We start from the raw sequence: 25,138 nt of genomic DNA, 5'->3' as shown, positions 1-25,138 counted from the left end.
ATTTTTACTCGAGAAAAATTCTAGCCCTTGCCATCCAGATATTTCACAGTGATTGTATCATCATCATTCAGAGTAGCTGAAGTTGGTAATTCGAATGATGGATTCCAAATCCGTCTTTCAGATAATTTATAAAACGTTTTAATAAGAAGATAATTACCGTCCCTTCCAATAATACTTCCCTGATATAAAGTGACTTTGCCAACATCAGTTAAAATCTCAAAAACGGGTTTTGTTCGCCCACTTAAATGACCACAGCTTTCAAGTTGTCTTATAAGGTCAAGTCCTTTTTGAACAGAAGTTCTGAAATCCTCTGTGCCAATGATTGGTATTGCATGAAATAAATAATACGGTGATAACCCCATATATCTTATTTCGTCATAAAGCCTTATTAATGTTGCCATATCATCATTTACATCTTTTAAAAGAACAATCTGACAATATATGCGGCAACCAACTTTCTGCAATTTAATAATTACCTCCTTAGCCTTGTCCTGAAATTCAAAATAATGATTTGCTTGTAATGCAACCTCAATAATGAACCTTTTTTTCATCGATTCAAAAAAAGTAAACAACGAAGGATCAAACATTTCAGGATCCTGAACTGGAAGCCTTGTACCTATTCTGATAATTTTAATATTGGGTGCTTTGGAAGCAAGTTCTGTAATCAGCAACTTTAATTTAGAAGGGGCTATCATTGGATCACCACCCGTTATCAATACTTCCTGCAAAAACTTATCATTTGCGCAATACTTTGCAACTTCTTGAATTTCAGTATTTGATAGGGCAAATCTATTAAAATAACCTCGGGCACAATAAACACATTCACATGCACATGCAGATAAAAGATCTATTGCAACGGACCTTCTGTAAAGCCGTTCTAACCCCTTAGGAATATCTTTCCCCGTCACTTCAGCTTCATAATACCTTCGATTCTTTAATGCAGATTTCTTGCTTGGGATTTTAAAATATTGATTATAAATCCCTTTGAATTCGGAAGAATCCACGCCATATTCATTTCTGGCTTTCTCTAGAAGACCATTAATATACGTATTTGTCTTGCAATGCTGATTCCTTATAATACTTTCTAAATATCCTGCCATAATAATAATGTTACCATGTTTTTTTAAAATTATAAAAAACTTCTTTTATTTTTTCTCCTGAATCACCTTTTATTTCATTCATTTGTTTGCTATAAACAATTTTTCCGTCGGGTACAGATTTTAAAACAACAGTTCCAGCACCTATTATACATCGATTCCCGATTTCTATTTCACCAGAAATAATTGTTACACCCATTCCGATAAAAGTATCAGAGCCGATTTTAGCTCCTGTTTCTCCTTTAAAGCCAGTAGTAATTATAGTATTTTTACCAATTTCCTGATTCTGCCCAACCTGAACAAGGTCATCAATCTTTACATTATCATTAATAATAGTATGTCCCATAGTTGGTTTTTCGATAGAACAGCATGATCCAATAATTACATCATTACCAATTTTAATAAAACCGATTTGAGGTATTTGCATAAGGCCATCATCTGTTCTGATAAAACCAAAACCCGATGATCCTATCACGCTATTATCCTTTATTATACAACTATTTCCTATTTCAACATTCGACCTGATTACCACATTGTTGCCGATGACAGAATTGTTACCAATTTTAGTACCCGGCGCAATTACTACATTTTTGCCAATTATTACGTTATATCCAAAAACAACGTCAGGGTATTTCGTGGAATTAACCGAGATTATTCCTTCGTACCAATAATCAGTTTCATTTACAAGAAAATCGTTGATAAATCTGAAAAACAGTATTTCTGGATCAGGGGAAATAATATACGAAAGGTTTTTCTTATTAACAACTGTTTTTTTACAGCAAAATACAAGACATTCTGTATTAATTTTTTTCAAATAGTCCATTTGATCGGGATTACACAGAATTATTGAATGATCAATTTCCTGACCAATCCGACTGACCTTATTCACAACAATGTCCTGTCCTGTAAAATCCATGTTCAATAGTGTACTAATATCTGAAACATGAAATTCAAATTGTTTTAATTGGTACATTTGTATTTAGGTTTTAAAATGCAAAATTATCATTTTATTTATTAATTGTCTTTTATTTCAACAATCCTCACTTTATTACCTTCTCTTTCTATAGCTTCAATAAATCTAATTTCAGGACGTATAGAGATATTGCCCTTAATTAATTGCGTAAGTTTTTGTTTAATTATTTTTTCATCGAAACTAATACCTTTCTTCACTTCACACACGAGGTAAATATTAGTTACCAGGAAATTTTTCCGCTCTACTATTAATTTATACAAACCAGTTAATTCGGGGAATTTGCATACAGAAGTTCTGAATTGTTCAGGAAAAACATTTATCCCTTTATAAACAATCATATCGTCGCTTCTTCCGATGACTTCAAAATAAACACCTTCTTTATCTATCGAAATTATTTTTATGCGTTCTTTGGTATGATATCTCAGCAATGGCTGACTTTCCTTAAATAGCGAACTCACCACAATATCGCCGGTATCTCCCGGCTTACTATCAGAAAAAGGAAGCAAGCTGCCATCTGCCAGCAGAAGCTCAAAAAAATATTTCTCCAGTAAGGTAACAGAAAACTTCAGAACATTATCATCTGTCGCTGATGCCATAATGGAACACACTTCGCTCATCCCATAATTTGCGTTGTAGACCTTACATTCCCATTTATTAATAAGATTATTACGAAATGAAATGTTTTGAACGCCTCCTTCCGCTCCCAGGTAAAGGGCGTGAATTTTTAAAGCAGGCAGTGTTTTTTTATAATCATCTATTAATTTTTGTTCAATTATTGGCAGGTACGATGGTGTACAATGAAGTGAAACTTTGAATTTTTTATTGAACAAAAAAATCAGTTTCAGTAATTCAATAGTGTTACCGGTTCCGAAATTAACCACCTGAACCCCGGTTTTCATTATGGCCTGTGCGTCAAAAAAGCCTCCGGCCCACATGGACAGATTAAGACAATTGATCACCACTTCATCGTTACCCCAATCGCCCATTCCACAATGCCTGAAAACCTCTGCTCCTATGTCGGTCATTAAGTCCACATCATTCTTTGTAAAACTCAGCAATAATGGATTGTCTGATGTACCACTGGTCCGGTATATCTGAAAAATTTCTCTCTTATAATCTGTAAAACCACCAAACGGCGGGATTTCTTTTTGCGATTGTACCAGTTCAGCCTTTGTTGTAAAAGGTACTTCCGAAATTTCTTTACAATTTTTCAGTTTGTCTTTATAAAATTCCGTTTTGTAATTATTTAAATTTATTGTTTTCATAACTTATTGAGATCAGAAGCTGTCGTGGCCATACGGTACAACAGCCCAATTATGACTATCTGAATAAAATTCCAGATCATTATAGTTGGTAATAATCATGTAAGGAATACTATCCTTCAACGGGCCAAAAGGTAATACATTCCTGAGAAACCCGTTTCTCACCAACAGGTTTGAATAATAGATGTTTTTTTGCGAAATAGATAAAATTCCCTGATATTTGTTTTTTAACATAAGTGAATCCAGCCATGAGAAAAGAACTATTTCGGCTTTGTGATTATTTTCGCAAAAAGCCGCATCATACAACATTATTTTGTTGTTCAGCAAATAATATATGAAATACCCGATCAAGACCCTATCCTTATATATTCCTGTGATTTCGAACCGGTAACGGGGATTTGAAAGTTTCCACTTCAGTATTGTTTCATCAAACGACTTCCTGATCGGATAGTTTTTATAATTAATTTCATTTACCGGAATTATTTCATTAAGATTTTCCACACGGCGAATATCAAAACCCTGCGTTTTCGAATATCCGGACATTTTTAGCCTGGCCTGAACAGGAATTCTGAAATAATAATAAATATCAAAAATCGTTTTCCATCCAAATTTAATAAGTGGTAATATTGAATCCACACCACCGAAACCGAGGATGAAAAAATTATTATTTTGTTTCATTTCATCATAACAGGCAAAAGACAGTTTCTTGAATATCCCCTTTTTTCTGTGCTCCGAATGAGTCATCGAATCTACCGACTGATACAAAATTTTAAGTTCGTTATTTATATAATATCTTTCAGGGATGGAGCCTTCAAATCCTACTATTTCATTATGTTCGTTTTTTGCAACCCATGCAATGAGTTCTCCGGCCGGATTATCACAGTATTTCCATTTAAAATAGTTTACATCTACGTCCATTCCGAAACAATTCTGCATCAGCGGGATGAGCAGATGAAACTGGTTCGGGTTCATTTTTTCAAATGCATAGTTACTCATTGATACGGATCTGGCTTTTAATAAAATCTTTTTTTATTATGAAATCCCCAGTAAAGATAGTTTAAAAACATCTCCTAATCCTGCAGATTTTAAAATAAGTATGTATTAGTTTACAGGAAATTTGCATGAACAAAAAAAAGTAACAGTATAAAACATGCCATGAGCCTAAGGAATGACAAAAATTCCATATTGTGTTATTACAACACTAAACAGTACAGTGCAATCCGCAATAAAAAAACACAAAATATTATCTTTTCATTTATCAATTGCGGGTTCTACTGTAAAATCTTGCGGGAAATAATCAGTCTTTGGATTTCAGAAGTGCCTTCCCCGATCTGAAGAAGCCGCTGATCTCTGTAGAACCGCTCTATCTTATAGTCTCTCATTAAACCATAACCTCCGAATATCTGCACGGCTTCATCGGCAATTTCTCTGGCTATTTCAGAACAATAAAGCTTGGATATGGTTGCTTCATAACTGAAAGGTTGTTTTTTATCAGCCAAAATGCAGGCCTTATACAATGTATTCCTGGCAAGTTCGATCTTCACGGCCATATCTGCCAGTTTAAAAGAAATGGCCTGAAAATTTGCAATGGGTTGGCCGAATTGTTTGCGATTTTTCGCATACTCAAGAGCCATTTCGTAAGCGCCCTGTGACAATCCCAGCCCCATAGCCGCAATGGTCAGTTTCCCCACCTCAAGAGTTCCCAGCATAATTCTTGAACCATCGCCGATTTTTCCAAGCATATTTTCTTCCTGTACTTCACAATCATCAAAAAAAAGTTCGGAAGTATTGGATGCCCGCCAGCACAGTTTGTTTTTCATTGGCGTGACCGTATAATTGTTAATTCCGGGCTCCACAATAAAACAGGTAAAATTATTTTTTCCGTTTTCTTTAACTACAGTTTGCAGAGTAATACCCTTCGTAATGTCAGTGCTTGCGTTTGTTATAAATATTTTACTCCCGTTAACAATCCATTTATTGTTTTTAAGTTCTGCAATGGTTTTGGTGTTTCTGGAATCGGAGCCGGCTTCAGGTTCTGTTAGTCCGAAAGCCCATAAGCCCTTACCGTTGCATAATGAAGGTAAATATTTTTTCTTTTGTTCTTTTGTTCCATGCTTCACTAAAGGATAGGCGCCGAGTGTTTCATGAGCTGCCAACGTGGCTGCCTGGGAGCTGTCTACCCGCGCCAATTCTTCAACGGCAACAACTAGCGATAAAAACCCCATATCGGAGCCTCCGTATTCACGAGGTACCAACATGCCAAACAAGCCCAGATCACCCATTTTCCGGGTCAATTCATAAGAAAACTCTTCCTTTTTATCTAATTCATCCGCCAGTGGATCAATTTCTCTAATGGCAAATTCCCTGACGGATTGTCGGAGCATTATTTGTTCTTCGTTCAAAAACATAATCGGTTTTTTAATTATTTATTTTATTCTTTTGTTTTAACAAACAGGATTAATCAATAAATAACTCATTTCAGTATGTGACAATTTCATTTAAAAACTTCTCCTCTGAAAATTACTACAGCAGTACCCTGAATAGCGACAGACCCGTCTTCTTTGGTCAGGATACAGTCAAATGTAAATACCGGTTTATCCTCGCGTATATGAGTAACTTCAATAGTGGCCAAAACTTTTTCACCGACCATGACCGGTTTGATAAATTTAAGTTCTTGTCCCAGATGTATTGTTCCTTTACCAGGTAAATCAGAGCCGAGAAGTCCGCCAAATAAACTGGCGGCCAACATGCCATGCACTATTGGTTTTGCAAATGGAGTTTTTTCTGCATAATCCGGGTCAAAATGTACAGGATTGTTGTCGTTTGAGGATTTGGCATAAGCAATAACCTCCTCTTGTGAAAATATTTTTTCTATTGCGGCTTTATCACCTTGTTTGATCATGAAAATTTTTTTACAATATTATAAAATATAACAACACCTTTGTTTCCCAGATTTCATTTTTTGTCTTTTTAAAATATTCTTTATGGTAAACAGTCCTCACAATATTTCAGTACAGCATTGTCGGAAAATTATTTTGAAATAATCAATCTATTTCCGATGTTGCGTTATTAATAATTTCGGCCATTTTTTTTGTCTGATTAATTCTTGAATAAAAATCAACAGTATTGTTTTCTCTTGTACAAGAAGTATCGCTGGTCAGGATATATCTGTCGTACAGTTGATTCAGCACCTTAAGAATTTCGTCCGCATTATTACATACAAAGCCCGAATTTGTTGAGATAACAATCTCCTCAAGTATTTCATTATCGGACGGACACAATAATATCGGTTTTCCTAAAGCAAGGTAATCAAATATTTTGCTCGATGTCACCCCTTTTATATTGGTATGCGAGAACATCAGGAACAGTTGAGATGAGGACATTATTTCGAGCGCTTTCCTTTTTTCAAACCGGTCGGTGATTTCATAAAATGATTCCAGGCCTTCTAAAAGTTTCCTAACCCTGGCCGACTGTATTTTTTCAAAATTCAAACCAAGAAAAACTAGTTTTATTTTTCCTTTTTTGTCGGGCGACTGAACAAATTCCCTAAACGCACTGATGAAAATCTCTACCGGCTGTGTATCATATAGCGAACCATTGAACAGTATGGTAAATACATTGCTGTTTTCAGCCGGAACAATATCCTTGTAGTCTTCAGGGTCAAATCCGTTCATAACCACGTAGCCATTCTTTTTCACAAAACCGGAAATTAAACTTACAAAGGCCGGCGATATGGTCGTAAAACATGCGGCATTTGAAAGCCATTTTTTTTCACTTCTGCTTTCAAATTTCATAATAACCTTGTCTTTAAAGGGAATATTTCTTAGCCACTGGCTGGTATTCCAGTCATCACGATAGTCGGCTATCCACGGAATATTATATTTCTTCTTTAACTTATGACAAAAGTGAAACAACACATAAGGGCGTCCCGATGTTATTATACATTTAATTTCCTTATCGGATTCCAAAAGTTTCCCGGAGTACTTATACAGGTTTTTAAAAGGAACCACCCACAAAGCGAAATTCTGCACTATCTGCTCAAAAAAAGAGAGAATTTTTCTCAGCACAACCATCCGTTGGTCGCCGTAATGCGCATACAGCCGGTCTCTGAGCGTTCCCTTGTATGGCAGATAAAAAACCTCAAAATTTTCGAATTTCTGATGTATGATTTCCGGAGGCGTATCGGCCGACATATCTTTATAATCGTTAACGGGTATATCCCAGCGGCGGGTAACCACGATAGGATACCAGCCAAAACGCGACAGGTATTTTGCCCAGGAGTGAATCCGGTGACTGCCTGTAAAAGGTGAAGGGGGAAAGAAAAATGACAGGATCAGGACTTTCTTCATTCGTCAAAGTTCATGGTATAAATTTCATAAAATCGTACTCACAAACAAAATTTTTATTACAAAATTTTAACAATTTATTCATAGAATACAAACCAACTTCTGAGATCAGTTTGGGATGAGAAATAAAATGCAGGAAGCGTCTTTGCTTTATTGCGTCTTTAAATACAGGAAGTACAGCAGGGTTAAGAAATTCAATGCTCATATCCGTTTCAAAAATAAAATAGTTTTTTACTGTTTTTTTGGATGGTGTTAAGCCATCGACATGACTAACGAATAAGCCATCTCCAAAAGGAAGATGTCTCGACATTTTTTTGTTCATTCTAAAGTAAATTGAATTTACAATTTTGGTAATGCCGCTTATTCTTATTTTGGATATTGGAAATTCTACAAATTTTCCGTTAGCATCCTCGCAGGAAACCTTGTCATTAAATTTATAGAAACGATCTGAGGGACATTGGGTAAAATCATAATTACATTTCTCCCCATCCATTTTATTTCCGGGCACAGCACTAAACTCAAAGGTTATCCCATACTTTTCGAACCAGGGTTTAAAACAACTAAATGGCTCAATAAATATCCCGCCAGCCCGAAATCCATTGCATTTATTTGCTGACTCTGCCTTGTTGATTATTCCAGTGAGGAAATTATCAGAATACCTAAATAAAAAATCTCTTTCAGATTCATCCAGCAAGTTAAGAGCAAAATGTTCTGTATTGGACAGATTCCACTGATTCATCGTTTCGTCAAACCTTGCATCTATCCAATGAGGATGAATGTGGTGAAAGAGATAATGCCCGTTTCGGGCAATATCAACAAGTTGCTGGGTTATTTTTTTTAGGTCGTTTTCTGCAATCGAATTCGATTTGCTGATTTCTTCCAACCTGTACAAATAGGCTGTATCAATAAAGAATATTGCTTTAGCCTGATTTTGTGATAAAATTTCCAGTACCCTTTGCGTTGGCCTGATAAGGCAATTATCAACCGTACCACTTCTTTTTCCAAGAAACAATTCATAATCAAACGTAAGCAAAATATTCTTTTTCATTTTTCAAATTCCAGAAATGTTTTCGTGTTAAATGTATCGCAAAGAATACCATTTGATATAAAAGAAAGCACTTACTGTTGTTTAATTATTAATAAGTTATCTGAAAAATTATTCAAAGGTACTACTTTTTACTTACAGGTAAGCCTTTTCGTCAATGTAGTCAGCAGAACAATTCCGGATGCAGGCAGAAAAAAGCTCTTCAATGAAATTATGTGTTTTATGGCCTGTAATTAAAACCAGCAATAAAAACGTACAGCAAATCCTGACTTTTTTATTGAAACTTTTTCAATTAAATGTAAATTTGTAATAAATCATCAGCTATATGGGATCATGTGTAAACCATCAACAATTATTTATACGACAAGATGAATACAAACCGGAGATCACGGATATACATCAGCGCAGCACACATGCTTTATCTTACGCCAATACAGTAAATCCATACGTTTCTGAATTTTTATTTAAATCCGGAAAAATAAATATTAAATATCCGGATAATAAAAAATTTGCCGTTTGTATCACCCATGATATTGATCAGCTTTTTTCAATGAACAAAGACCTGTTAAAGCAAGCGTTAAGAGATATTTCAAAGGGAAGTATTCTAAAACTTTCATCAACCTTATCACCTCTTTTTAACAAACGAAACAACCCATATTATAACATTCGGAACTTGTTGGAAATTGAAAAAAGTTACGATGCCAATTCCACTTTTTTCTTCCTGGCTCTTGGTAAAAAGGAAATTGATTTTAACTATGACCTTGATGATGTCAAAAATGTATTTAAAGCAATTAAAGAAAATGATTCTGAAATCGGGTTACACGCCGGACACCTTGCTTTTAATGATCTGAAAAAACTGTCACAGGAAAAACGAAAATTAGAAGACATCATTCAAAGCGAAGTTATCGGTATCAGAAACCATTTTCTCAAATTCAGGAATCCGGATACATGGGAAGTCCAGTGTAAGGCCGGATTCAAATATGATGTGTCGTATGGATTTAATGATGCAACAGGATTCCGGAACGGCATGTGTCATCCTTTCAACCCATATAACGTACTCAGGCAAGAATATATAGATATTATTGAAATTCCGCTAACCCTTATGGATTGTACGTTAGACAGGTACATGCAGCTTGATTTTGAAAATTCCTGGAAAGTGGCTAAAAGTTTGATTGACAAAGTTGAACAAACATGCGGTGTTTTTTGCTTGTTATGGCATAACACTTATTTTTTTAAAGAGAACCTTCATTTGTATTTAAAAATTTTGGATTATTGCCAATCAAAAGGCGCTTGGCTTACTTCGGGAGAAAAAATTTTTAAATGGTGGAAAGAAAATAATATTAAAAGCAAATTTTATGAAGATCTTGATGACGGCTGATAAAGCCGGCAATACCCATCGTTTAATAAGTAAAGCCTTCAGTCCACAAACCGTTTATAAACCAATTGTCACTATTCTTATACTGAACCTCATCTTCTAAGGAATTAGATTTCAAAACAAAACTCATCCCTTTATTCAGATACTTTTTCCCGCCATATTTGCAAAAATGTTCAAATATTATAGCATTAGTTTTATTATTTATATTCCCAAAATAATTGACATTTTTCAGCTTTAATTTCCTTGCCATATCGATTATTTTACAAAAAACAGCATTAAAAAATACTCTATCGGTGAAGTTTAATGAACTGATCATCATGGCGTTGTTTTTTACCGCATAAATCACATAAGCAACTTTTTTATCAGATTCATCCGTAAACAATAATAATTTATACTTTAATACAGGGTGACGGTCCATTCTCCAATCACAATAATTTTCAGAATAATTTAAACAAATATCTTTAGCTCCGTTTTTTATTTCCTGATGAATACAGGGCATGATTTTGCTTAAATTATCATAATCTTTTACGTTCAATTTCTTTTTATCAGAAAAATGTAAGATTTTTATTCTGACATTTATAAAACCGAAAAGATTTTTTGCGTAAGATAAAATTTCACTTATGCGTATCGTCTTTATTTTAGCAACACCTATTACAATTTTTGCCTCATAAATGATTTCTTCTTCAATATGAAATCCTAATTTTTTTTTAAGGACATTCGGTATTCCCGTGAAGCCCCATATAAATTTATGTCCGGACAAGATTGTCTTATCTATACATCGTTTATATAATTCCTCAAACATTCCTTTACCCCGGAATTCTGCAGAAACATAAGTGGTTTCACTTTTAGATGAATCAACAACAGTAGCGTTATCCGATAAGAGAAGTTCATGAAACAACATTCCCTGCGTCCCTTTTATGGCATTATCACATTTCAGTGTCATTAAAAAACTATCTGCATTTGAATAATATTGCCATTCCAGAATTTCTGATGTAAAGAAAGGCCTCAGTGTTTCTTTCATAAAACTTAATAGTTCCGGGTTATTTTTTTCCAAACAATATTCTATTTTCATTATAAACGGTTATTAATAATTTAATACATTTTTTTGTGCAATATTAATTGCGAGTATGAATAATTATTCCAATATTGAAATTCAAAAATATTCTGGTGTTTCATCAAAAACATATTATCGTATTATCATGCGGAGAAACTCCGAATAATTTTTTGTAGCTTCAAAATGCTCCTGCCAGAAGCTGTAAGCATTTTGTTTATAATTTAGTTTTATTTCCCTGGGGCTGAGCAAATATTTCGTAATTATTTCCGCCACCTGATTCATATCAAAATTTTTTTCTATTAAAAAACCATGTTCAGCATGAACAGCTTCTGATGTTCCGCCCACATCTGTAGCCAAAACGGGGACTCCTGAAGACAGGGATTCCATAATACTGACCGGGATCCCCTCAGATTCGCTCAAATTGATGAATAAATCCACCGGGTTGGTCTGATAAAAATCCAGTATCTCCTTATTGGGGACAACACCCCTTAATTCATAGGAGACATGAGGCAGCAATTCTGCGGCCAGGGCTTCGAGTTCTTTCCTCAAAGGCCCCTCGCCATAATGTATCCATCTGATGTTTGTCAGGGGCAGTTTCGAAATAAGTTCTATGATAAGATGGACTCTTTTTACCGGCAATAATTCGCTGCAACTGAAAAGCAAATACCCGTTATCATTAACCCGGAACACCGGCTGCCGGTCGTTAAACTTTCCCAGCCTTGAAACCCTGACCTTTGAACGAATATCATTACCATAATTCTTTTCGAATTCTTTTTTACCGGTTTCGGAAATGGAATAGGTGCAATCGAGATTTTTCAGTATAAAGGTCTTGAAAGGCAGGTAGGGTATCGCGTGCCGGCCGGCAAAGACATCCCAGCCGTGTGCACGGGCAAAACAGATTTTTTCTTTGTCTTTTTTCCTGAGCAGGGCCAGGGCAAGCGCCTTGTGGTTGTGCCAGTACGAATATAAATAAATTTGTGTGTACAGCCCTTTATTTTCCTGTAAAAGATGCTTTAATTCTCCAATTGTTCTTTGCGCTCTGGCCAGTTCCATAAACATGATCTTCAAAACAGTTTTAAACTGTTTTTTATGAAGCTTCTTTAAAGCAAACAACAATTCCTTATAAAAAAAACCGTAACACAGGTATTTCAGCGCCTGAAACTTATTAAGTAATGTGGGGCTGGTGTCGTATTTACACGTAACGGAATTTGCCGGGATATACGGTTGAATTTCTGACTCCTTCTGGTTTTCGGTCATAAAGATGATTTTATCAAAATGTGGGGCAATTACTCTGATTTCATCTTCGATAAAAAGTTCGTAGAGGATGACAGGATAGGCATCGGTAAGGAGTATTAATAAGGGCTTTTTCATTATTTTTCCGAATGTTTTCTGATTTTTTCCATATTGTTTTCCAACTATTTTTTTCGCTCATGCGTTTTTTTTCCACTATTTCCATCATCTTTTCGGTAAATTTCCAGCAAGCGTGTCACATATTGTTTTATATCAAATTTTTGAGCATGCATCTGCGCATATCTTGAAATTTCACGGTATTTCTCTTTATCCCTCCATAGTTCTGTAATTTTTTCGGCAAACGCCTCTGCATTTGGTTCAAAAAGCATATACCCGTTTTTCCCCTGTTCCATCACATCGCGGTTGCCACGGCCATCAAGAGTAACCACCGGCAGCCCTGCTGCCATGGCTTCAAGTAATACCAATCCGAACGGTTCGTATGTGGCGCTGTGCAGGTATATATCCGAATTCCACAGAAATTCCTCGACATTATCCACATTGCCATGAAAAAAAATCCGACCTTCCAGTCTCATGGTTTTTGCTTTTTCTTCCAGAGCTTTGCGATTTTCCCCATCCCCAAGAAGATGAAGCTCAAAATCGATTTTTTTTTGCACAAGCACACGGCAAACATCCAGCAGAAAGGCCTGATTTTTTTTGGATACAAAAGAACCGATATTAAGCAGTCTTAAACTACCGCCGCCATCTGTTATCTCTTTTTTTCTGTAAAATTTTTTATAATCTACAGCATTGTTCAATAAGGTAAGCGGATATTCAGGGGCTGTTTTTTCAAAATATTTTCTGGCATCCTCAGAGATCGCAATAAAATGTGTTCCTCCGTTGGCTTTATAACGGTTCAGTAAGAATTTTTTTTCATAGAAATTGGTCAGCCTTTTTTTGCTAAACAAGGTTTTCCATGAAAAACTCTCAAATTGCACCATGTTGTCATGGCAATGCGAAAACCATACAGCACGGGGATAATGAACACAACGACTGATAATTTCCGCTTCAAACAAATGGGTGTGAATAACATCAGGGGCATATTTCTCAATTTCACCTTGTAGTTCCTGAATTCTGAATTTGTTTTTTTTGTACAATGACAAACTGATACCCGACGGAATAACTTCGACCTGTTGATGAGCCGAAAGGTCTTGATAGTCATTGCTGTCTGAAAAACAGATCAGTTTAACAACTATTCCCGAAACCTCCGCCAGTCCGTTACACATATCCAGAGCGAGCCGTTCGGCCCCCCCTTTACGCAATGAAGGTATGATGTGAAGGATTTTCATCTCATTATAAAAAATACTTATAAAAAGGCACAATAGCAACTTTAATCCCGTCATAAACTAAATTTTCTTCTGTATCAAATGTTATTATTGTTCCATTATTCGAATTAATATAGTTACAGGCTTCAATTAAAGCTCTGATCTCACGGTTTTTTGTTTCATTGTCTGCAAATGTAAAAGAAGCCTGAACAGGTAAATAGATATGATTATCTTCTACAATAAAATCACATTCAAAATTATTTTTAAAATAGAAAATATTCTTGTTGTTCTTTATGAATTCCATGGCCACCATATTCTCAAATAGTTTTCCCATGTTTTGCGAAACCGAAAACTCAATGGCCCTGATTAATCCATTATCAATCACATATGTTTTTTTGTCACTTTTTTCCTGCTTTATTTCGGAATAATTGAATTTATTAATGTTTTGAATTAAAAAAACAGAATTACAATAATCTAAAAACTCGTATAAATATTTATTGCTAATGGAATACCCCAATGACCTGAGCTCATGATAAATTTTGTTTATTGATAGAGGTTTGGTTACGTTTGCAAATATTTTTTTAACAAAAAACTTTAATGTTTCAATATTACTAACATGATACCTTTCAACGATATCTCTAAAAATCATTACATTAAAATACTGTTGTAAAAGTTTGTTTTTTATAATTCCATCAAAATTCAGGGATTCAGGAAATGAACCTTCAGTTAAATATTTATTTGCCAAATTAATAATCTTACTTTTGTTTTTTTGAGGATACAAAAGGGGTTGAGTATTATTAAACTTCAAAAATTCTTTAAAATTCAGAGGAAAAACCGTATATGTGATAGTGCGTCCGCGAAGTTCTGTTGCAATCTCACTGCTTAGAAGTTTTGAATTTGAACCTGTCAGGTAAATATTACGTGTTTTTGTATCAAAAATTCTCCTTATAAACTTTTCCCACCCGCTGATGTTTTGGATTTCATCAAAGAAAAGATAGGTGTCTTTAATTTTTATTTCAGGATATAATTCCTGGTAAGCTTGTATTATAAAATCTAAATTTTCTGATTTAATATTTAATCGTTCATCTTCAAAATTTATTAATAATATATTTTTGTTTGAAACTCCGCTTTCTAATAATTTCTTTATAGTTTGGTAAAGAATAAAAGTTTTTCCACTTCGCCTGGCGCCTATCAGGCTGATTATAATATTTTGATTTGCGAGTATTTGTATGTTGCGCTCCATTATTACCGGAAGTTCGGTATTTTGGCTTTCAAGTATTATGTTTTTGATTATTTCTTTCATTTTGCAAATTTAGTAATTTTTACCAAAAAAACAATGTTTTATTTAGTAAATTTTACTTAACTATGTTAATTTATGTCTGTTTCTTCCCCGCCTACCCCAGTCAGCGATTTAATAGTATAGGATCATCTTACAATTTCCCATTACTGATTTAAATATTTCTGTGAGATTTAAATCCTAACGGATTAAGATAATATGTTCTTAACCCGAACTCAAGTTAATATGTTCATTTGTTTGAACAAAATTATATTAATTCGCTCAACAAAGAAGCGGGTTAGAAGTTTTTCCGGTGTTGAAATTTCAATTCTATGACTACTATTAAACATTGACGAGGTGACTACCCGCCGTAAAAGACTTGTAAACAGTTACCCTATCATTTATAAACATTAATTCATTCATTTTTGTGAAGGTTTTTATTTTTTTCAGGTAATATATATTCAGCAAATCTCTGACATTCTAACATTATTTACTCAATAAGTTTTGACTTTTTAAATATAAACCAGAAATTACTTGAATTTCAGCACGATCACATCTATAATTTGAATACTTTTCTTATCAGGATATGTTTGCATTATAGGGTTTAAGTGAAGCTTGCATTAGCTATATATACCCAATATCATCTCCAAGTATGTCTTTCATTTTTTGCATTTTTTCTCTGTTATTTTTAACATTTTGTAACTTATATTCATCAGAAAAAACGGGCTTAGTCTTAAGGTTTTCTCTGTGTTTATTAATAAACTCATCATATCTTCCAATAACCCTAGCTGGATTTCCAGTCGCTATGGAGTTTTCAGGTATATTTTTGGTTACAATGCTTCCGGCACCAATAATAGTGTTTTTTCCAATTTTAATGCCCGGTAATATTATAGAGTTAACACCAATAGATACATTATCTTCGATTATTACCTTAGCAATTTTGCCATAACCATTCTTAAACGCCATGGTTCCGTCATGTGCCATTATATGCACACCGGTTGCTAAACGGACATTACACCCTATTTCTATCAGCCAATAATGTGAATAATCAAGCATTGAGGTTCCACGAAAAATACAACCATCTCCAATCTTAACTCCCATTTTTCTATACATCTTAACCTTATCAAGTGGAACAAAACATCTGTATATTAAAGATGCAAGGTTTCTAAATCCTTTCATTATTTCCATATTCAATACGATTTAGTAAAACACTAGTACTTAGCCAAAACTTAAATAAGTTAACAAATATATAGATTTTGTGTTTTTGTTTGTCGCAAAATAAATTTTTAAAAACAGATTTTAAAATGTATTGCAATGCTTTTGTTCTTTGGTTAACAGACATATAATATTTTGACATGCCAAAAAAAACATAACTGTATAAAGAATTCTTTTTTCTATTTGAAATTAATTTTCTTGCAGTTTGGTTTTTTTTAAAAATAACATCAACAGATTTTTTTTGTTCAAAAAATCTCAAATAGTTTGATTTTGCCACAGTTCTGTCTTCGTGTTCAACAATAACTACCGTCGGTTGTCCGGGTATAAACATTAAAGAGAAATCTTTAAGTATTCTTAACCATAATTCCAAATCTTCACCGACCTTAAGTTCTGTATTAAATCTATTATTTTTTAAAATTGAAGACTCTACACATACCTGTTGACTGTGAATTATCAAATCCATAGCAATATTAAAATTGTTTTCTCTTTTAAAAACACCATCACCTATTTGGCTGATTGTTTCAATATTGTTTAATAATACTTTTTTTTCAGTAAACATCAATGATTTTGGTGACTTATTAATAACAATAAAATTTTTTAAACCATCAAGTCTATTGTCTAAATAATAATCATCACTATCTAAGAAGCTTATATATTCTCCTTTGGCATTTTCAATACCCTTATTACGGGCTGCGCTGCGCTCGGCATTTTCCTGATAGATGTATTTTATCCTGCTATCCGTGTATGCAGTAACTACATCTTTAGTATTGTCTGTGGAGCCATCGTCCACTATTATCAGTTCCCAGTCGTGAAATGTTTGCGCCAAAACACTTTCAATGGCTTTGGACAGCATATGTGCGCGGTTGTAGGTGGGAATTATTATGGTGAAAAAGGGGTTCGGAATATTGTCAGGCATAGATGAAAATTACTTAACTTATTTTTTAATATTTTGTTTGGAAATTTAAAAGCACAAAAGGCTTTATATCAATTCTAATTAATTTTTACCTAAGCAATTAAGTATTTTGTAAGGGGTATTATTCAAAATTTAAACTTTTAAATAATTTTTCTACCAAGGCTTTTCAAAGTATTTTTTATCTTTTTTTTCATCAATATCTATAAAATAGCTTTTGTATTTAATAGATAACATTAGTGGGTCCTTGGTGAAAAGTTTTGATAATAAAGATATGGGTAATAAAAACAGGAAAAAAACGATACCCAGCAAAATTTTCGGGATAACGGCATTTAATATCTGAGCCAACTTCATCCAGAACCAATCTATCCACCGGCTCAAGGTATTGGAGAATATTCCAATTAACCCGATGACGAGGGATGTAATAATTGCCCACTTCCAGGAAAAAATAAAGTAAAGCACTAAAAAACCCATAGAAATAACCAACATTGTAGTTTTTGAATTCTCTTTTTTCATAAAACTCCCCGTTCTTTATTAAAAAAGCGTATAGATAAATGGGGCAACAGTACTGCCGCCTCCAAATACTATCAGCACACCCAAAATAAGTAAAATTATTATAATTGGCGCTAACCAATATTTTTTTCGCTCTTTCATAAAGAGCCATAAATCTTTTAAAAAGTCCATATTCAGTAGTAGTTTTTTTTATTTTTTTATAAAACTCAACATAGTTTCTTTTAATCCAATTTAAATTTTCCCATCCACTTTTCCCTGTTTTCCCAATCAGGCTGGTCTGTTTTCTTCAAAATAAAATTATTGACTACCAGATAATCCATTTCTGTGCGCATAAAACATTTATAGGCATCTTCAGGTGTACAAATAATGGGTTCGCCCCTCACATTAAAACTGGTATTAACCACAATGCCATAACCGGTTTTTTCTTTAAATGTGTTGATAAGCTGCCAGTATTTTGGATTGGTTTCTTTGTGCACAGTTTGAATACGTGCGGAAAAATCCAGATGGGTAATTGATTGTACATCACTCCTTACATAATAAAGTTTTTCCCATAAATCTAATTCATGGTAGTTTTCAGGTAATTTTTTCCGCCTTTCTTCTTTTACATCCGCAATTAACAACATATAAGGAGAAGCAACGGGTAAATCAAAAAACTCCTGTGAATTTTCAATTAAAACTGAAGGAGCAAATGGCCTGAACCCCTCTCTGTATTTTATCTTAAGGTTTAATTTTTTCTGCATTTCCACATTTCTTGCATCGCCTAAAATGCTTCGATTACCCAAGGCTCTCGGGCCAAATTCCATCCTGCCCTGAAACCAGCCCACTACATTGCCCTTATCAATCAGGTCTGCAACATCTGAGCATAAAGCGCTAAAAGATTCAGTGAAATTAAATACAGCCTTGTGCTTTTTGAAGGCTATTATACATTCTTTATCAGAGAAATCAGGGCCGAGGTATGCTCCTTTCATGGAGTCAGTGTTTATATCAACTTTGCGTTCCTGTTCAAAATACATATAATTAACCGCCTGTGCAGCTCCTAATGCCCCACCCGCGTCACCAGCGGCAGGCTGGATAAAAATGTCCTTAAAGATACCTTCTTTAATCAGCTTTCCATTGGCAACACAATTCAAAGCAACGCCGCCGGATAAGCACAAATAATCCGAACCGGTGATTCTCTTTGCTTCTCTCGCCATTTTTATTACAATTTCCTCTGTAACATATTGAATGGCATAAGCAAGGTTACAATGCCGCTGTTCAATTTTGCTGTCGGGTTTTACGGCCGGAAATCCAAAAAGCTTTTCCCATTTACGTTCATGTATCATTTTCAAACCAATGGCATATTTGAAATATTGCTGGTTGAGCCATATAGAGCCATCATCTTTTATGGAAACTAATTTGTCTTTTATAAGGGAAATAAACCGCATGGTTTCTTCAGCACGGGGATTTCCATAGGGGGCCAGCCCCATTAATTTGTATTCTCCCGAATTAACCCGGAATCCGAGATAATACGTAAAAGCGGAATACAGTAAGCCCACCGAGTGCGGAAACTTCATTTCTTTTAAGATTTTAATCTCTGTATCTTTTCCGTAGCATATTGTCGCGGTAGCCCATTCTCCGACACCGTCAACAGTTAAAATGGCTGCTTCTTTAAAAGGAGAGGGATAATATGCACTTGCCGCATGAGATAAATGATGTTCGGGAAATAGAAGGCGTAATTTCTTTTTTTGAAAATTTCCAACCTCAGACAGCCCTTCAAATATTAATTTTTTTAAAAAAAGTTTTTCTTTAATCCAGACCGGGATTGACGTAACAAATTGCCTGACACCCAAAGGTGCAAAAGCATAATAGGTTTCAAGTAGTCTTTCAAATTTGAGCAAGGGTTTGTCATAAAACACAACCGCATCTAGCTCATCAATGCTAAACCCGGCATATTCCAAACAATATTTTACGGCGTTTACAGGGAATTCACTAGTGTGTTTTATGCGCGTGAATCTTTCTTCCTGTGCGGCAGCAACAATCTCGTCACCAACTATTAATGCGGCAGCAGCATCATGATAAAAAGCAGAAATTCCCAGAATTATTTTCATCAGTTAATATCTATTCTTATTTTTAGCTGATCTAATAATGTCAGTTTGGTCTGTTTGTGCCAAAACACTTTCAATGGCTTTGGGTAACATGTGTGCACTGTTGTATGTGGGGATTATTATGGAGAAAAAGGGCATGATATTTACAATTTAAAACTTCTTTGTGATTTGATGGGCATCTTATAATAAGTTTTTTAATAGAGTTAAAATTTTTTCAATATCAACCTTCACATTAGAATTTACTAAAAATTTTTTTTCATCATTGTTTTGTTTTGTTGAAGAACCAATACTTAATAATTGACTCTCATTCAAAACTGGCTCACAAAAAAAAGGATAATATTTTAGCATAACAGCATCAGATAATTTCCAAAAGGGGAAAGTGTATTCCAAAGATGCATATTTTTTATTGATTAGTTCTATTACTGACGCATTATTTTTCATAAACATTATATTCGAAAATCCTGCCCCATGTATCGAGATAAAAAAATCCGCATTATTCATCATGGCAATCTGTTCCCATATGGATAAGTCTTCAAATATAACGGGCTCAAAGCCATATTTTCCCAAGCCACAAATAAGTTCTTCTTCATTTTCAACAGTACGTATTTTCCTTTTAGCCCTAGTTAAATAAATTTTCTTTGGAAATGTTTTGTTTCTAATTCGAGTTTGTGCTTCCTGAATCAAGCGGGCAGATATATCTTTTATTAAGGGCGGATAAAAAGAAGCCGTCCACTGTCTTGTTTCCGGCATTATCAAACGGTCAACAAAAATATGATGATCTGATGGAATAACCTCAAAATCAACATCAAATGCTTTCAAACTATCCCAAACGTAAGGTATATTTTTCCAGTTTTCGGGGACAATAAGCTTAGTGTTTTTTAAATAACCGGATTGTTCTGCCATCAGAAGGCGGGGCAAAAATGCATTAATCCAGAAAGCATAGTTAAACCACTTTGAATGTATCAGTAAATACTGTTGTGGCCCTTTCAGATGAACTGACGGTAAACTTTTTCCCCAGCGGCAAACGAGGTATTTTTCAAGGGTGTCTTTCCAAAATTGATAATAAAAAGTATTGTCCAAATTCCCTCTTAAATTAAAAGCACAACCGCCAACCAGCAGCCCGTTTTTTAAAACCAGTCCTTGATGTGTCACAAAAACGTTCTTTAAATTTTTAATTCTGGGAATACGAACTTTTGCTCTAACATAAGGTTCGAACAAACGCTTTTCTTCTGCAGAAATATTTTCAGGATAAGGAATTTGAATATTTTGGTATGTTTTCATTATTTCAAATCAAATATTTAATTACTGAATCTCAACTATTACTCTTTAATTTCCGTATTCAGATAATCCGTTTTGGTGTCTAAAAAATGATTGCTATATTTCCAATAAATGATTTTGTCAATAATTATATTTGAGATTTTAAAGTTATGATTAATTCTAAACATCCATATTTTCAGTTCAAAACCCGGCAGGATTTTTTCTTTTTTAATGAAATCAATGATTACAGCCTTCTCATGAGGTTTTATTTTAAGTAAAAATATTAAAATGTTCATGAGCAATTTTGCAAAATAGTATTTTCTTTTTTTGCTGAGTGCCTGTTTGGTTTTTATCAGATGATAGCATTTTTGTACTGCCTCGAACCGGCTAAGCAATGACTCGTAAGATGTGTTTTTTTTTCGGATGGCGTCACCTAAATGCATCCTGTAAAAAATATCAGGCTTTTGTTTAATTTTTTCATATTTAATCCCCAAAATCAAAGCCCTCAGGTGAATTTCCCAATCCTGCCAGCAAAGCAATTCCTCATCAAAACCGCCAGTATTCAGGAAGGAATTTTTCTTCCATACCGGCGAGGAAGTGTGCCATGGCGGGTCAGCATTCAAAAACCTATCCAGGTCGTTATTTTCATTAAAGACATTCCAGAGTAATTTGCTGTCGCCGGGAGTGTTGTAAAACACCTGAACCGGAAATATCCAGGCGTCATTATCAAAAAAACGCTCTATTATTTCTTTTCTTTTGGAAATAAAATTTTTATCCACCATATCGTCCGAATCCAGGAACACAATATAATCAGACGTAGCATAATGCACGCCGAGGTTGCGGCATACTGGCGCTCCGCCCCGGGTACCTTCCCTGTGTATGAGCTTTATGCGGCTATCCGCCATGCATATCTGCTGAATTCTTTCAAACTCATTGCTTTCCGACTGGTCGTCAACCACAATGGCTTCCCATTCTGAATCAGATTGCGTGAGCAGCGAGCTGATGGCCTGTTCAAATAAATCAGCACGGTTTTTTATGGGAATTATAAAAGACAGAAAATTCATTTTATCCAAATTCGATGTCTGAGTTTTTACTTAACCAGGCAGCCAGCACAAATAAATGCCAGATTATATCCTTATCGGCATGATTCTCAGGCCTTGAAAACAGTTTTTCCAGCTTATCCATTTCAAAAAACCTCGACATACCCGCTTTATGGTCAAAAATATAATTTTTATACAACCTGTTTATACGCTCATTTTCTAACCATTGGTCTTTAGGCATGACAAATCCCTGTTTTTTTCTGTATACAAAATCATCGGGAAAACGTTCCGTCAATATTTTTTTCAATACATATTTACCTTCGGGTATATGGTTAATTTTATTGACTTTCATCTGATAGGGTAATGAAAAAGCCACCCGGGCAACTTCAATATCAATTAATGGCGGGCGCGATTCAAGACTGTTGGCCATGGTGGATATATCAACTTTTGAAAGAATGTTTCCATGAAAGGCCGATAATATATCCATTGCCTGAACATAAGACATTTTGTCACAGTGTTTATAATAGAAGTGGGCATTTTGAAACACCGGTATTTTTTTATTAATTCCCGGATGATACTTTTCCGGCATGATATCCTTAATGTTCTCATCATATTTGGCTGCAATATCAGTCCAGAAACCAACATCATTCACTACGCCGCTGTTTTTCAGGTATTTTTTCAGTGTACCGAACAAATATCTTGGGATGGTTGAAAATTGATTCATTATAATCTTTCTCCCGATCACATTACGAACATTTTCATTGACATACCTGAGATATTTCGGATACCCCGCAAACAACTCATCGCCTCCATCACCTGTGAGCACAACTTTTAATTTTTCTCTTGCGATTTTTGACACATACCATGTAGGTAAAATAGAGCTGTCGGCCATAGGTTCGCCATAATGTCCGGTTATCAAATGAGGAACAATTTCAATATCTGTTTTTTCAACGATATCATAATTCAGTTTTATCCCGATTTTTTTTGCTGCCTCCTGTGCATACGTCAGTTCATTAAAAGCTGATTCACTGAACCCTATGGTGAATGCTTCAATTTCATTGCCAGCAATTTTTGCTGCTTTCAGGGCAATCAGCGTAGAATCAATTCCACCAGATAAAAAAATTCCGACAGGTACATCGGAAATCAAATGATATTTTACTGAGTCTTCAATAACCGAGCTTGCATATTCAACCCAGTCCCTGCTGTTTAACTTTTGCGGCATAAATTCAGGAGCCCAGTATTTTTTCTCTGTCAGCTCATTTTTCTTCAGGTCGTATTTCAGATAATGCGCGGGGGGAAGTTTCCGGATGTTTTCATAAATAGTCAGGGGTGCTGGGACATATCCAAACCTTAAATAGCCTATCAGCCCTTCGGTACTTCCATGCGGTTTTTCCGTTTCAACCTGTCGCAAAGCATTAATTTCAGAAGCAAAAGTAAAAGAATCTTTTTCTTTTCTGTAAACCAGCGGCTTTATCCCGAAATGGTCACGGGCCAGAAACATCATATGTGCATTATAATCCACAATACAAAAAGCAAACATTCCTCTTAAACGGCTTAATAAACCTTCCTTCCATTCCTCATATCCATGAATAACACATTCTGTATCGGAATTTGTTCTAAAAACATGTCCTAATCTCTTCAGTTCTTCCCTTAATTTTTTAAAATTATAAATTTCACCGTTAAAAGTTATCCATATTGATCTGTCTTCATTACACATGGGCTGGTCACCGGTCTGCAGGTCAATGATTGACAATCGTCTGTGCCCGATAGCCACATTTTCCTGAATATGTCTTCCTGAGCCATCGGGACCTCTGTGAGCAATGGCATCAGTCATCTTATTTATTTCCTCTTTAGTAGGGGGCCTGTCGGTGAAACATATTCCGGCTATTCCGCACATTTATTTATTGTTATTGTTTTTTTTATATAATAGAATGAATTTCTGTATCCCAAATCACTCACATGGAAAAATATCTTTTTTATAATATGCTTTTTTTGTTTTTTGGATAGCTTATTTTCCAGTAAAGATAATATGGCTTGACGGGACTTGTTCCTGAAGTATTCATAAAACTCCTTATCATTCTGATTGTCATAGAATTTCATAAGTTCCAATGGGGTTGCCAGCGCTCTGATTTTCCGTTCGACATCAGTTTTCATGGACCATATTCCAGAGTCGTTGATTCTGTAAAAACTGGGTTTAATATCCGGGATGTATGCTCCCCTTCCAAAATTACCCAGCAAAGAAGTTATAAAAGTATCGCCGTTAATTACTTTATAATAATTCTCTGGATACTGTTCTACGACATTTCGGAAACACATGGTATTTGTCATAATCCATATTCCCGTTTTAAGCTCTTCTTTGCTGAAGTCCCTTTTCCGGTTTTCAGGCAGCAAAGATTCTTCAATTATATTCTTATTATTATCTACTCTCGAAGCATCATGATATGTGATAACCACATCGGGATTTTGTTCCATAAAATCAACTTGCTTCTGCAACTTGTACGGGTCGGTCCAGTAATCATCACCTTCGCACAAAGCAACATATTTGCCCCGTGAAGCCATCCTGCACCTTCTTATATTTCCCATCATCCCAACATTTTCATCAGCTGTTATTACTCTTATTTTGTCAGGGTATTTTTTTGCGTATTCAAAAACTATTTCACGGGTTCCGTCTGTGCTGCAGTCTTCGCCAATAAGGTATTCAAAAGGGAAGTTTGTTTTTTGGATCAGCACACCCTCAATGCAGTCACGTATATATGGAGCATGCTGGTATGTGATGGTTTGCACCTGTACCGTAGGAAAAGGTATGGCTTCCCTAACATTATTTGGCAGTTCGTATGATTTTTTAAGTATCTTCCCGGCCTTTTTGTTCATGATGGAACTATGTTTTACTTTGTCATAAGTTTATAGCTGATATTTTTTTGGTTTTATTAAATTAACCCATTGTATTATTAAATTTGAAAAATTACTGTTTCAAAAATTTACAAAATATGGACGGTTCAGATTTCGACTATGCCATTAGTTTTGCAAAATGATTTTTAATTTACTTAATTTTATTGTAATTATTACTGAAGAACCAGAGAAAGAGAGGTGAACTAATTCGACAATTAAGCTTTTAGGCTTATGCTGAGTATCAGACCTC

Annotated in this window: 21 protein-coding genes and 1 pseudogene; 1 reads left to right on the top strand and 21 read right to left on the bottom strand. The window is 34.8% G+C overall.

Going from position 1 to position 25,138, the window contains the following annotated elements; all coding sequences use genetic code 11:
• Window positions 1-20 precede the first annotated feature (20 nt).
• The 8 genes from M0R16_07495 to M0R16_07460 all read right to left on the bottom strand — a co-directional run bounded on the left by M0R16_07495 (window position 21) and on the right by M0R16_07460 (window position 8,726).
• Window positions 21-1,100 carry a hypothetical protein gene (locus M0R16_07495; GenBank protein MCK9612731.1) on the bottom strand — a complete coding sequence of 360 codons (1,080 nt, stop codon included), beginning with the start codon at window positions 1,098-1,100 and terminating at the stop codon, window positions 21-23.
• Between the two features lie 10 nt (window positions 1,101-1,110).
• The gene (locus M0R16_07490) at window positions 1,111-2,070 is read right to left on the bottom strand and encodes a hypothetical protein (protein MCK9612730.1); all 960 of its coding nucleotides are present in this window, start codon (window positions 2,068-2,070) and stop codon (window positions 1,111-1,113) included.
• A gap of 41 nt (window positions 2,071-2,111) precedes the next feature.
• Window positions 2,112-3,335 (bottom strand): hypothetical protein, encoded by a 1,224-nt coding sequence (locus M0R16_07485; protein MCK9612729.1) that lies wholly within the window; start codon window positions 3,333-3,335, stop codon window positions 2,112-2,114.
• A 12-nt stretch (window positions 3,336-3,347) separates the two neighbouring features.
• Window positions 3,348-4,304 (bottom strand): GNAT family N-acetyltransferase, encoded by a 957-nt coding sequence (locus M0R16_07480; GenBank protein MCK9612728.1) that lies wholly within the window; start codon window positions 4,302-4,304, stop codon window positions 3,348-3,350.
• Between the two features lie 299 nt (window positions 4,305-4,603).
• Complete coding sequence (locus tag M0R16_07475; GenBank protein MCK9612727.1) at window positions 4,604-5,740, bottom strand: acyl-CoA dehydrogenase family protein; 1,137 nt, start codon at window positions 5,738-5,740, stop codon at window positions 4,604-4,606.
• Window positions 5,741-5,826: 86 nt separating this feature from the next.
• Window positions 5,827-6,234 carry a MaoC family dehydratase gene (locus M0R16_07470; protein MCK9612726.1) on the bottom strand — a complete coding sequence of 136 codons (408 nt, stop codon included), beginning with the start codon at window positions 6,232-6,234 and terminating at the stop codon, window positions 5,827-5,829.
• Window positions 6,235-6,376: 142 nt separating this feature from the next.
• Window positions 6,377-7,681 (bottom strand): hypothetical protein, encoded by a 1,305-nt coding sequence (locus M0R16_07465; protein MCK9612725.1) that lies wholly within the window; start codon window positions 7,679-7,681, stop codon window positions 6,377-6,379.
• Between the two features lie 10 nt (window positions 7,682-7,691).
• Window positions 7,692-8,726: a hypothetical protein gene (locus M0R16_07460; protein ID MCK9612724.1), complete on the bottom strand. Its 1,035-nt coding sequence runs from the start codon at window positions 8,724-8,726 to the stop codon at window positions 7,692-7,694.
• Window positions 8,727-9,048: 322 nt separating this feature from the next.
• On the opposite strand from M0R16_07460, the gene M0R16_07455 reads away from it, so the two are divergent.
• Window positions 9,049-10,101 carry a polysaccharide deacetylase family protein gene (locus M0R16_07455; GenBank protein MCK9612723.1) on the top strand — a complete coding sequence of 351 codons (1,053 nt, stop codon included), beginning with the start codon at window positions 9,049-9,051 and terminating at the stop codon, window positions 10,099-10,101.
• 22 nt (window positions 10,102-10,123) lie between these two features.
• Here M0R16_07455 and M0R16_07450 read toward each other — a convergent pair whose 3' ends face one another.
• The 13 genes and pseudogenes from M0R16_07450 to M0R16_07390 all read right to left on the bottom strand — a co-directional run bounded on the left by M0R16_07450 (window position 10,124) and on the right by M0R16_07390 (window position 24,870).
• Complete coding sequence (locus M0R16_07450) at window positions 10,124-11,152, bottom strand: hypothetical protein (GenBank protein ID MCK9612722.1); 1,029 nt, start codon at window positions 11,150-11,152, stop codon at window positions 10,124-10,126.
• Window positions 11,153-11,284: 132 nt separating this feature from the next.
• Entirely contained in the window at window positions 11,285-12,523 is a 1,239-nt protein-coding gene (locus M0R16_07445; protein MCK9612721.1) for a glycosyltransferase, read from the bottom strand.
• 44 nt (window positions 12,524-12,567) lie between these two features.
• Window positions 12,568-13,728: a glycosyltransferase gene (locus tag M0R16_07440; protein ID MCK9612720.1), complete on the bottom strand. Its 1,161-nt coding sequence runs from the start codon at window positions 13,726-13,728 to the stop codon at window positions 12,568-12,570.
• Between the two features lie 4 nt (window positions 13,729-13,732).
• On the bottom strand, window positions 13,733-15,007 hold the full coding sequence (locus M0R16_07435) for an ATP-binding protein (GenBank protein MCK9612719.1): 1,275 nt from the start codon (window positions 15,005-15,007) through the stop codon (window positions 13,733-13,735).
• Window positions 15,008-15,757: 750 nt separating this feature from the next.
• A pseudogene (locus M0R16_07430) lies at window positions 15,758-15,886 on the bottom strand (sugar O-acetyltransferase).
• Window positions 15,887-16,145: 259 nt separating this feature from the next.
• A complete protein-coding gene (locus tag M0R16_07425; GenBank protein ID MCK9612718.1) occupies window positions 16,146-17,111 on the bottom strand; it encodes a glycosyltransferase family 2 protein in 966 nt (321 codons plus the stop codon).
• A 150-nt stretch (window positions 17,112-17,261) separates the two neighbouring features.
• Window positions 17,262-17,621, bottom strand: a complete 360-nt coding sequence (locus M0R16_07420; protein ID MCK9612717.1) for a hypothetical protein — start codon at window positions 17,619-17,621, stop codon at window positions 17,262-17,264.
• A gap of 18 nt (window positions 17,622-17,639) precedes the next feature.
• A complete protein-coding gene (locus M0R16_07415; GenBank protein ID MCK9612716.1) occupies window positions 17,640-17,789 on the bottom strand; it encodes a DUF5989 family protein in 150 nt (49 codons plus the stop codon).
• A 50-nt stretch (window positions 17,790-17,839) separates the two neighbouring features.
• Window positions 17,840-19,705, bottom strand: a complete 1,866-nt coding sequence (locus M0R16_07410; GenBank protein ID MCK9612715.1) for a carbamoyltransferase — start codon at window positions 19,703-19,705, stop codon at window positions 17,840-17,842.
• Between the two features lie 177 nt (window positions 19,706-19,882).
• Window positions 19,883-20,983, bottom strand: a complete 1,101-nt coding sequence (locus M0R16_07405; GenBank protein ID MCK9612714.1) for a glycosyltransferase family 61 protein — start codon at window positions 20,981-20,983, stop codon at window positions 19,883-19,885.
• Window positions 20,984-21,021: 38 nt separating this feature from the next.
• Complete coding sequence (locus M0R16_07400) at window positions 21,022-22,023, bottom strand: glycosyltransferase family 2 protein (protein ID MCK9612713.1); 1,002 nt, start codon at window positions 22,021-22,023, stop codon at window positions 21,022-21,024.
• Window position 22,024: 1 nt separating this feature from the next.
• Window positions 22,025-23,896: an asparagine synthase (glutamine-hydrolyzing) gene (gene asnB, locus M0R16_07395; protein ID MCK9612712.1), complete on the bottom strand. Its 1,872-nt coding sequence runs from the start codon at window positions 23,894-23,896 to the stop codon at window positions 22,025-22,027.
• Window positions 23,884-24,870 (bottom strand): glycosyltransferase, encoded by a 987-nt coding sequence (locus M0R16_07390; protein ID MCK9612711.1) that lies wholly within the window; start codon window positions 24,868-24,870, stop codon window positions 23,884-23,886. Before M0R16_07390 ends, asnB begins: the two co-directional genes overlap by 13 nt.
• Between the last annotated feature and the right edge of the window lie 268 nt (window positions 24,871-25,138).

The sequence above is a fragment of the Bacteroidales bacterium genome (assembly GCA_023228145.1).
Taxonomy (GTDB): domain Bacteria; phylum Bacteroidota; class Bacteroidia; order Bacteroidales; family CAIWKO01; genus CAIWKO01.
This window is presented reverse-complemented; position numbering and strand designations above follow the sequence as displayed.

Excerpts from the sequence above, each read along its gene's own strand:
- M0R16_07495 (MCK9612731.1), bottom strand. The coding sequence starts at position 1,100 with ATGGCAGGATATTTAGAAAGTATTATAAGGAATCAGCATTGCAAGACA.
- M0R16_07490 (MCK9612730.1), bottom strand. The coding sequence starts at position 2,070 with ATGTACCAATTAAAACAATTTGAATTTCATGTTTCAGATATTAGTACA.
- M0R16_07485 (MCK9612729.1), bottom strand. The coding sequence starts at position 3,335 with ATGAAAACAATAAATTTAAATAATTACAAAACGGAATTTTATAAAGAC.
- M0R16_07480 (MCK9612728.1), bottom strand. The coding sequence starts at position 4,304 with ATGAACCCGAACCAGTTTCATCTGCTCATCCCGCTGATGCAGAATTGT.
- M0R16_07475 (MCK9612727.1), bottom strand. The coding sequence starts at position 5,740 with ATGTTTTTGAACGAAGAACAAATAATGCTCCGACAATCCGTCAGGGAA.
- M0R16_07470 (MCK9612726.1), bottom strand. The coding sequence starts at position 6,234 with ATGATCAAACAAGGTGATAAAGCCGCAATAGAAAAAATATTTTCACAA.
- M0R16_07465 (MCK9612725.1), bottom strand. The coding sequence starts at position 7,681 with ATGAAGAAAGTCCTGATCCTGTCATTTTTCTTTCCCCCTTCACCTTTT.
- M0R16_07460 (MCK9612724.1), bottom strand. The coding sequence starts at position 8,726 with ATGAAAAAGAATATTTTGCTTACGTTTGATTATGAATTGTTTCTTGGA.
- M0R16_07455 (MCK9612723.1), top strand. The coding sequence starts at position 9,049 with ATGGGATCATGTGTAAACCATCAACAATTATTTATACGACAAGATGAA.
- M0R16_07445 (MCK9612721.1), bottom strand. The coding sequence starts at position 12,523 with ATGAAAAAGCCCTTATTAATACTCCTTACCGATGCCTATCCTGTCATC.
- M0R16_07440 (MCK9612720.1), bottom strand. The coding sequence starts at position 13,728 with ATGAAAATCCTTCACATCATACCTTCATTGCGTAAAGGGGGGGCCGAA.
- M0R16_07435 (MCK9612719.1), bottom strand. The coding sequence starts at position 15,007 with ATGAAAGAAATAATCAAAAACATAATACTTGAAAGCCAAAATACCGAA.
- M0R16_07425 (MCK9612718.1), bottom strand. The coding sequence starts at position 17,111 with ATGCCTGACAATATTCCGAACCCCTTTTTCACCATAATAATTCCCACC.
- M0R16_07420 (MCK9612717.1), bottom strand. The coding sequence starts at position 17,621 with ATGAAAAAAGAGAATTCAAAAACTACAATGTTGGTTATTTCTATGGGT.
- M0R16_07415 (MCK9612716.1), bottom strand. The coding sequence starts at position 17,789 with ATGGACTTTTTAAAAGATTTATGGCTCTTTATGAAAGAGCGAAAAAAA.
- M0R16_07410 (MCK9612715.1), bottom strand. The coding sequence starts at position 19,705 with ATGAAAATAATTCTGGGAATTTCTGCTTTTTATCATGATGCTGCTGCC.
- M0R16_07405 (MCK9612714.1), bottom strand. The coding sequence starts at position 20,983 with ATGAAAACATACCAAAATATTCAAATTCCTTATCCTGAAAATATTTCT.
- M0R16_07400 (MCK9612713.1), bottom strand. The coding sequence starts at position 22,023 with ATGAATTTTCTGTCTTTTATAATTCCCATAAAAAACCGTGCTGATTTA.
- asnB (MCK9612712.1), bottom strand. The coding sequence starts at position 23,896 with ATGTGCGGAATAGCCGGAATATGTTTCACCGACAGGCCCCCTACTAAA.
- M0R16_07390 (MCK9612711.1), bottom strand. The coding sequence starts at position 24,870 with ATGAACAAAAAGGCCGGGAAGATACTTAAAAAATCATACGAACTGCCA.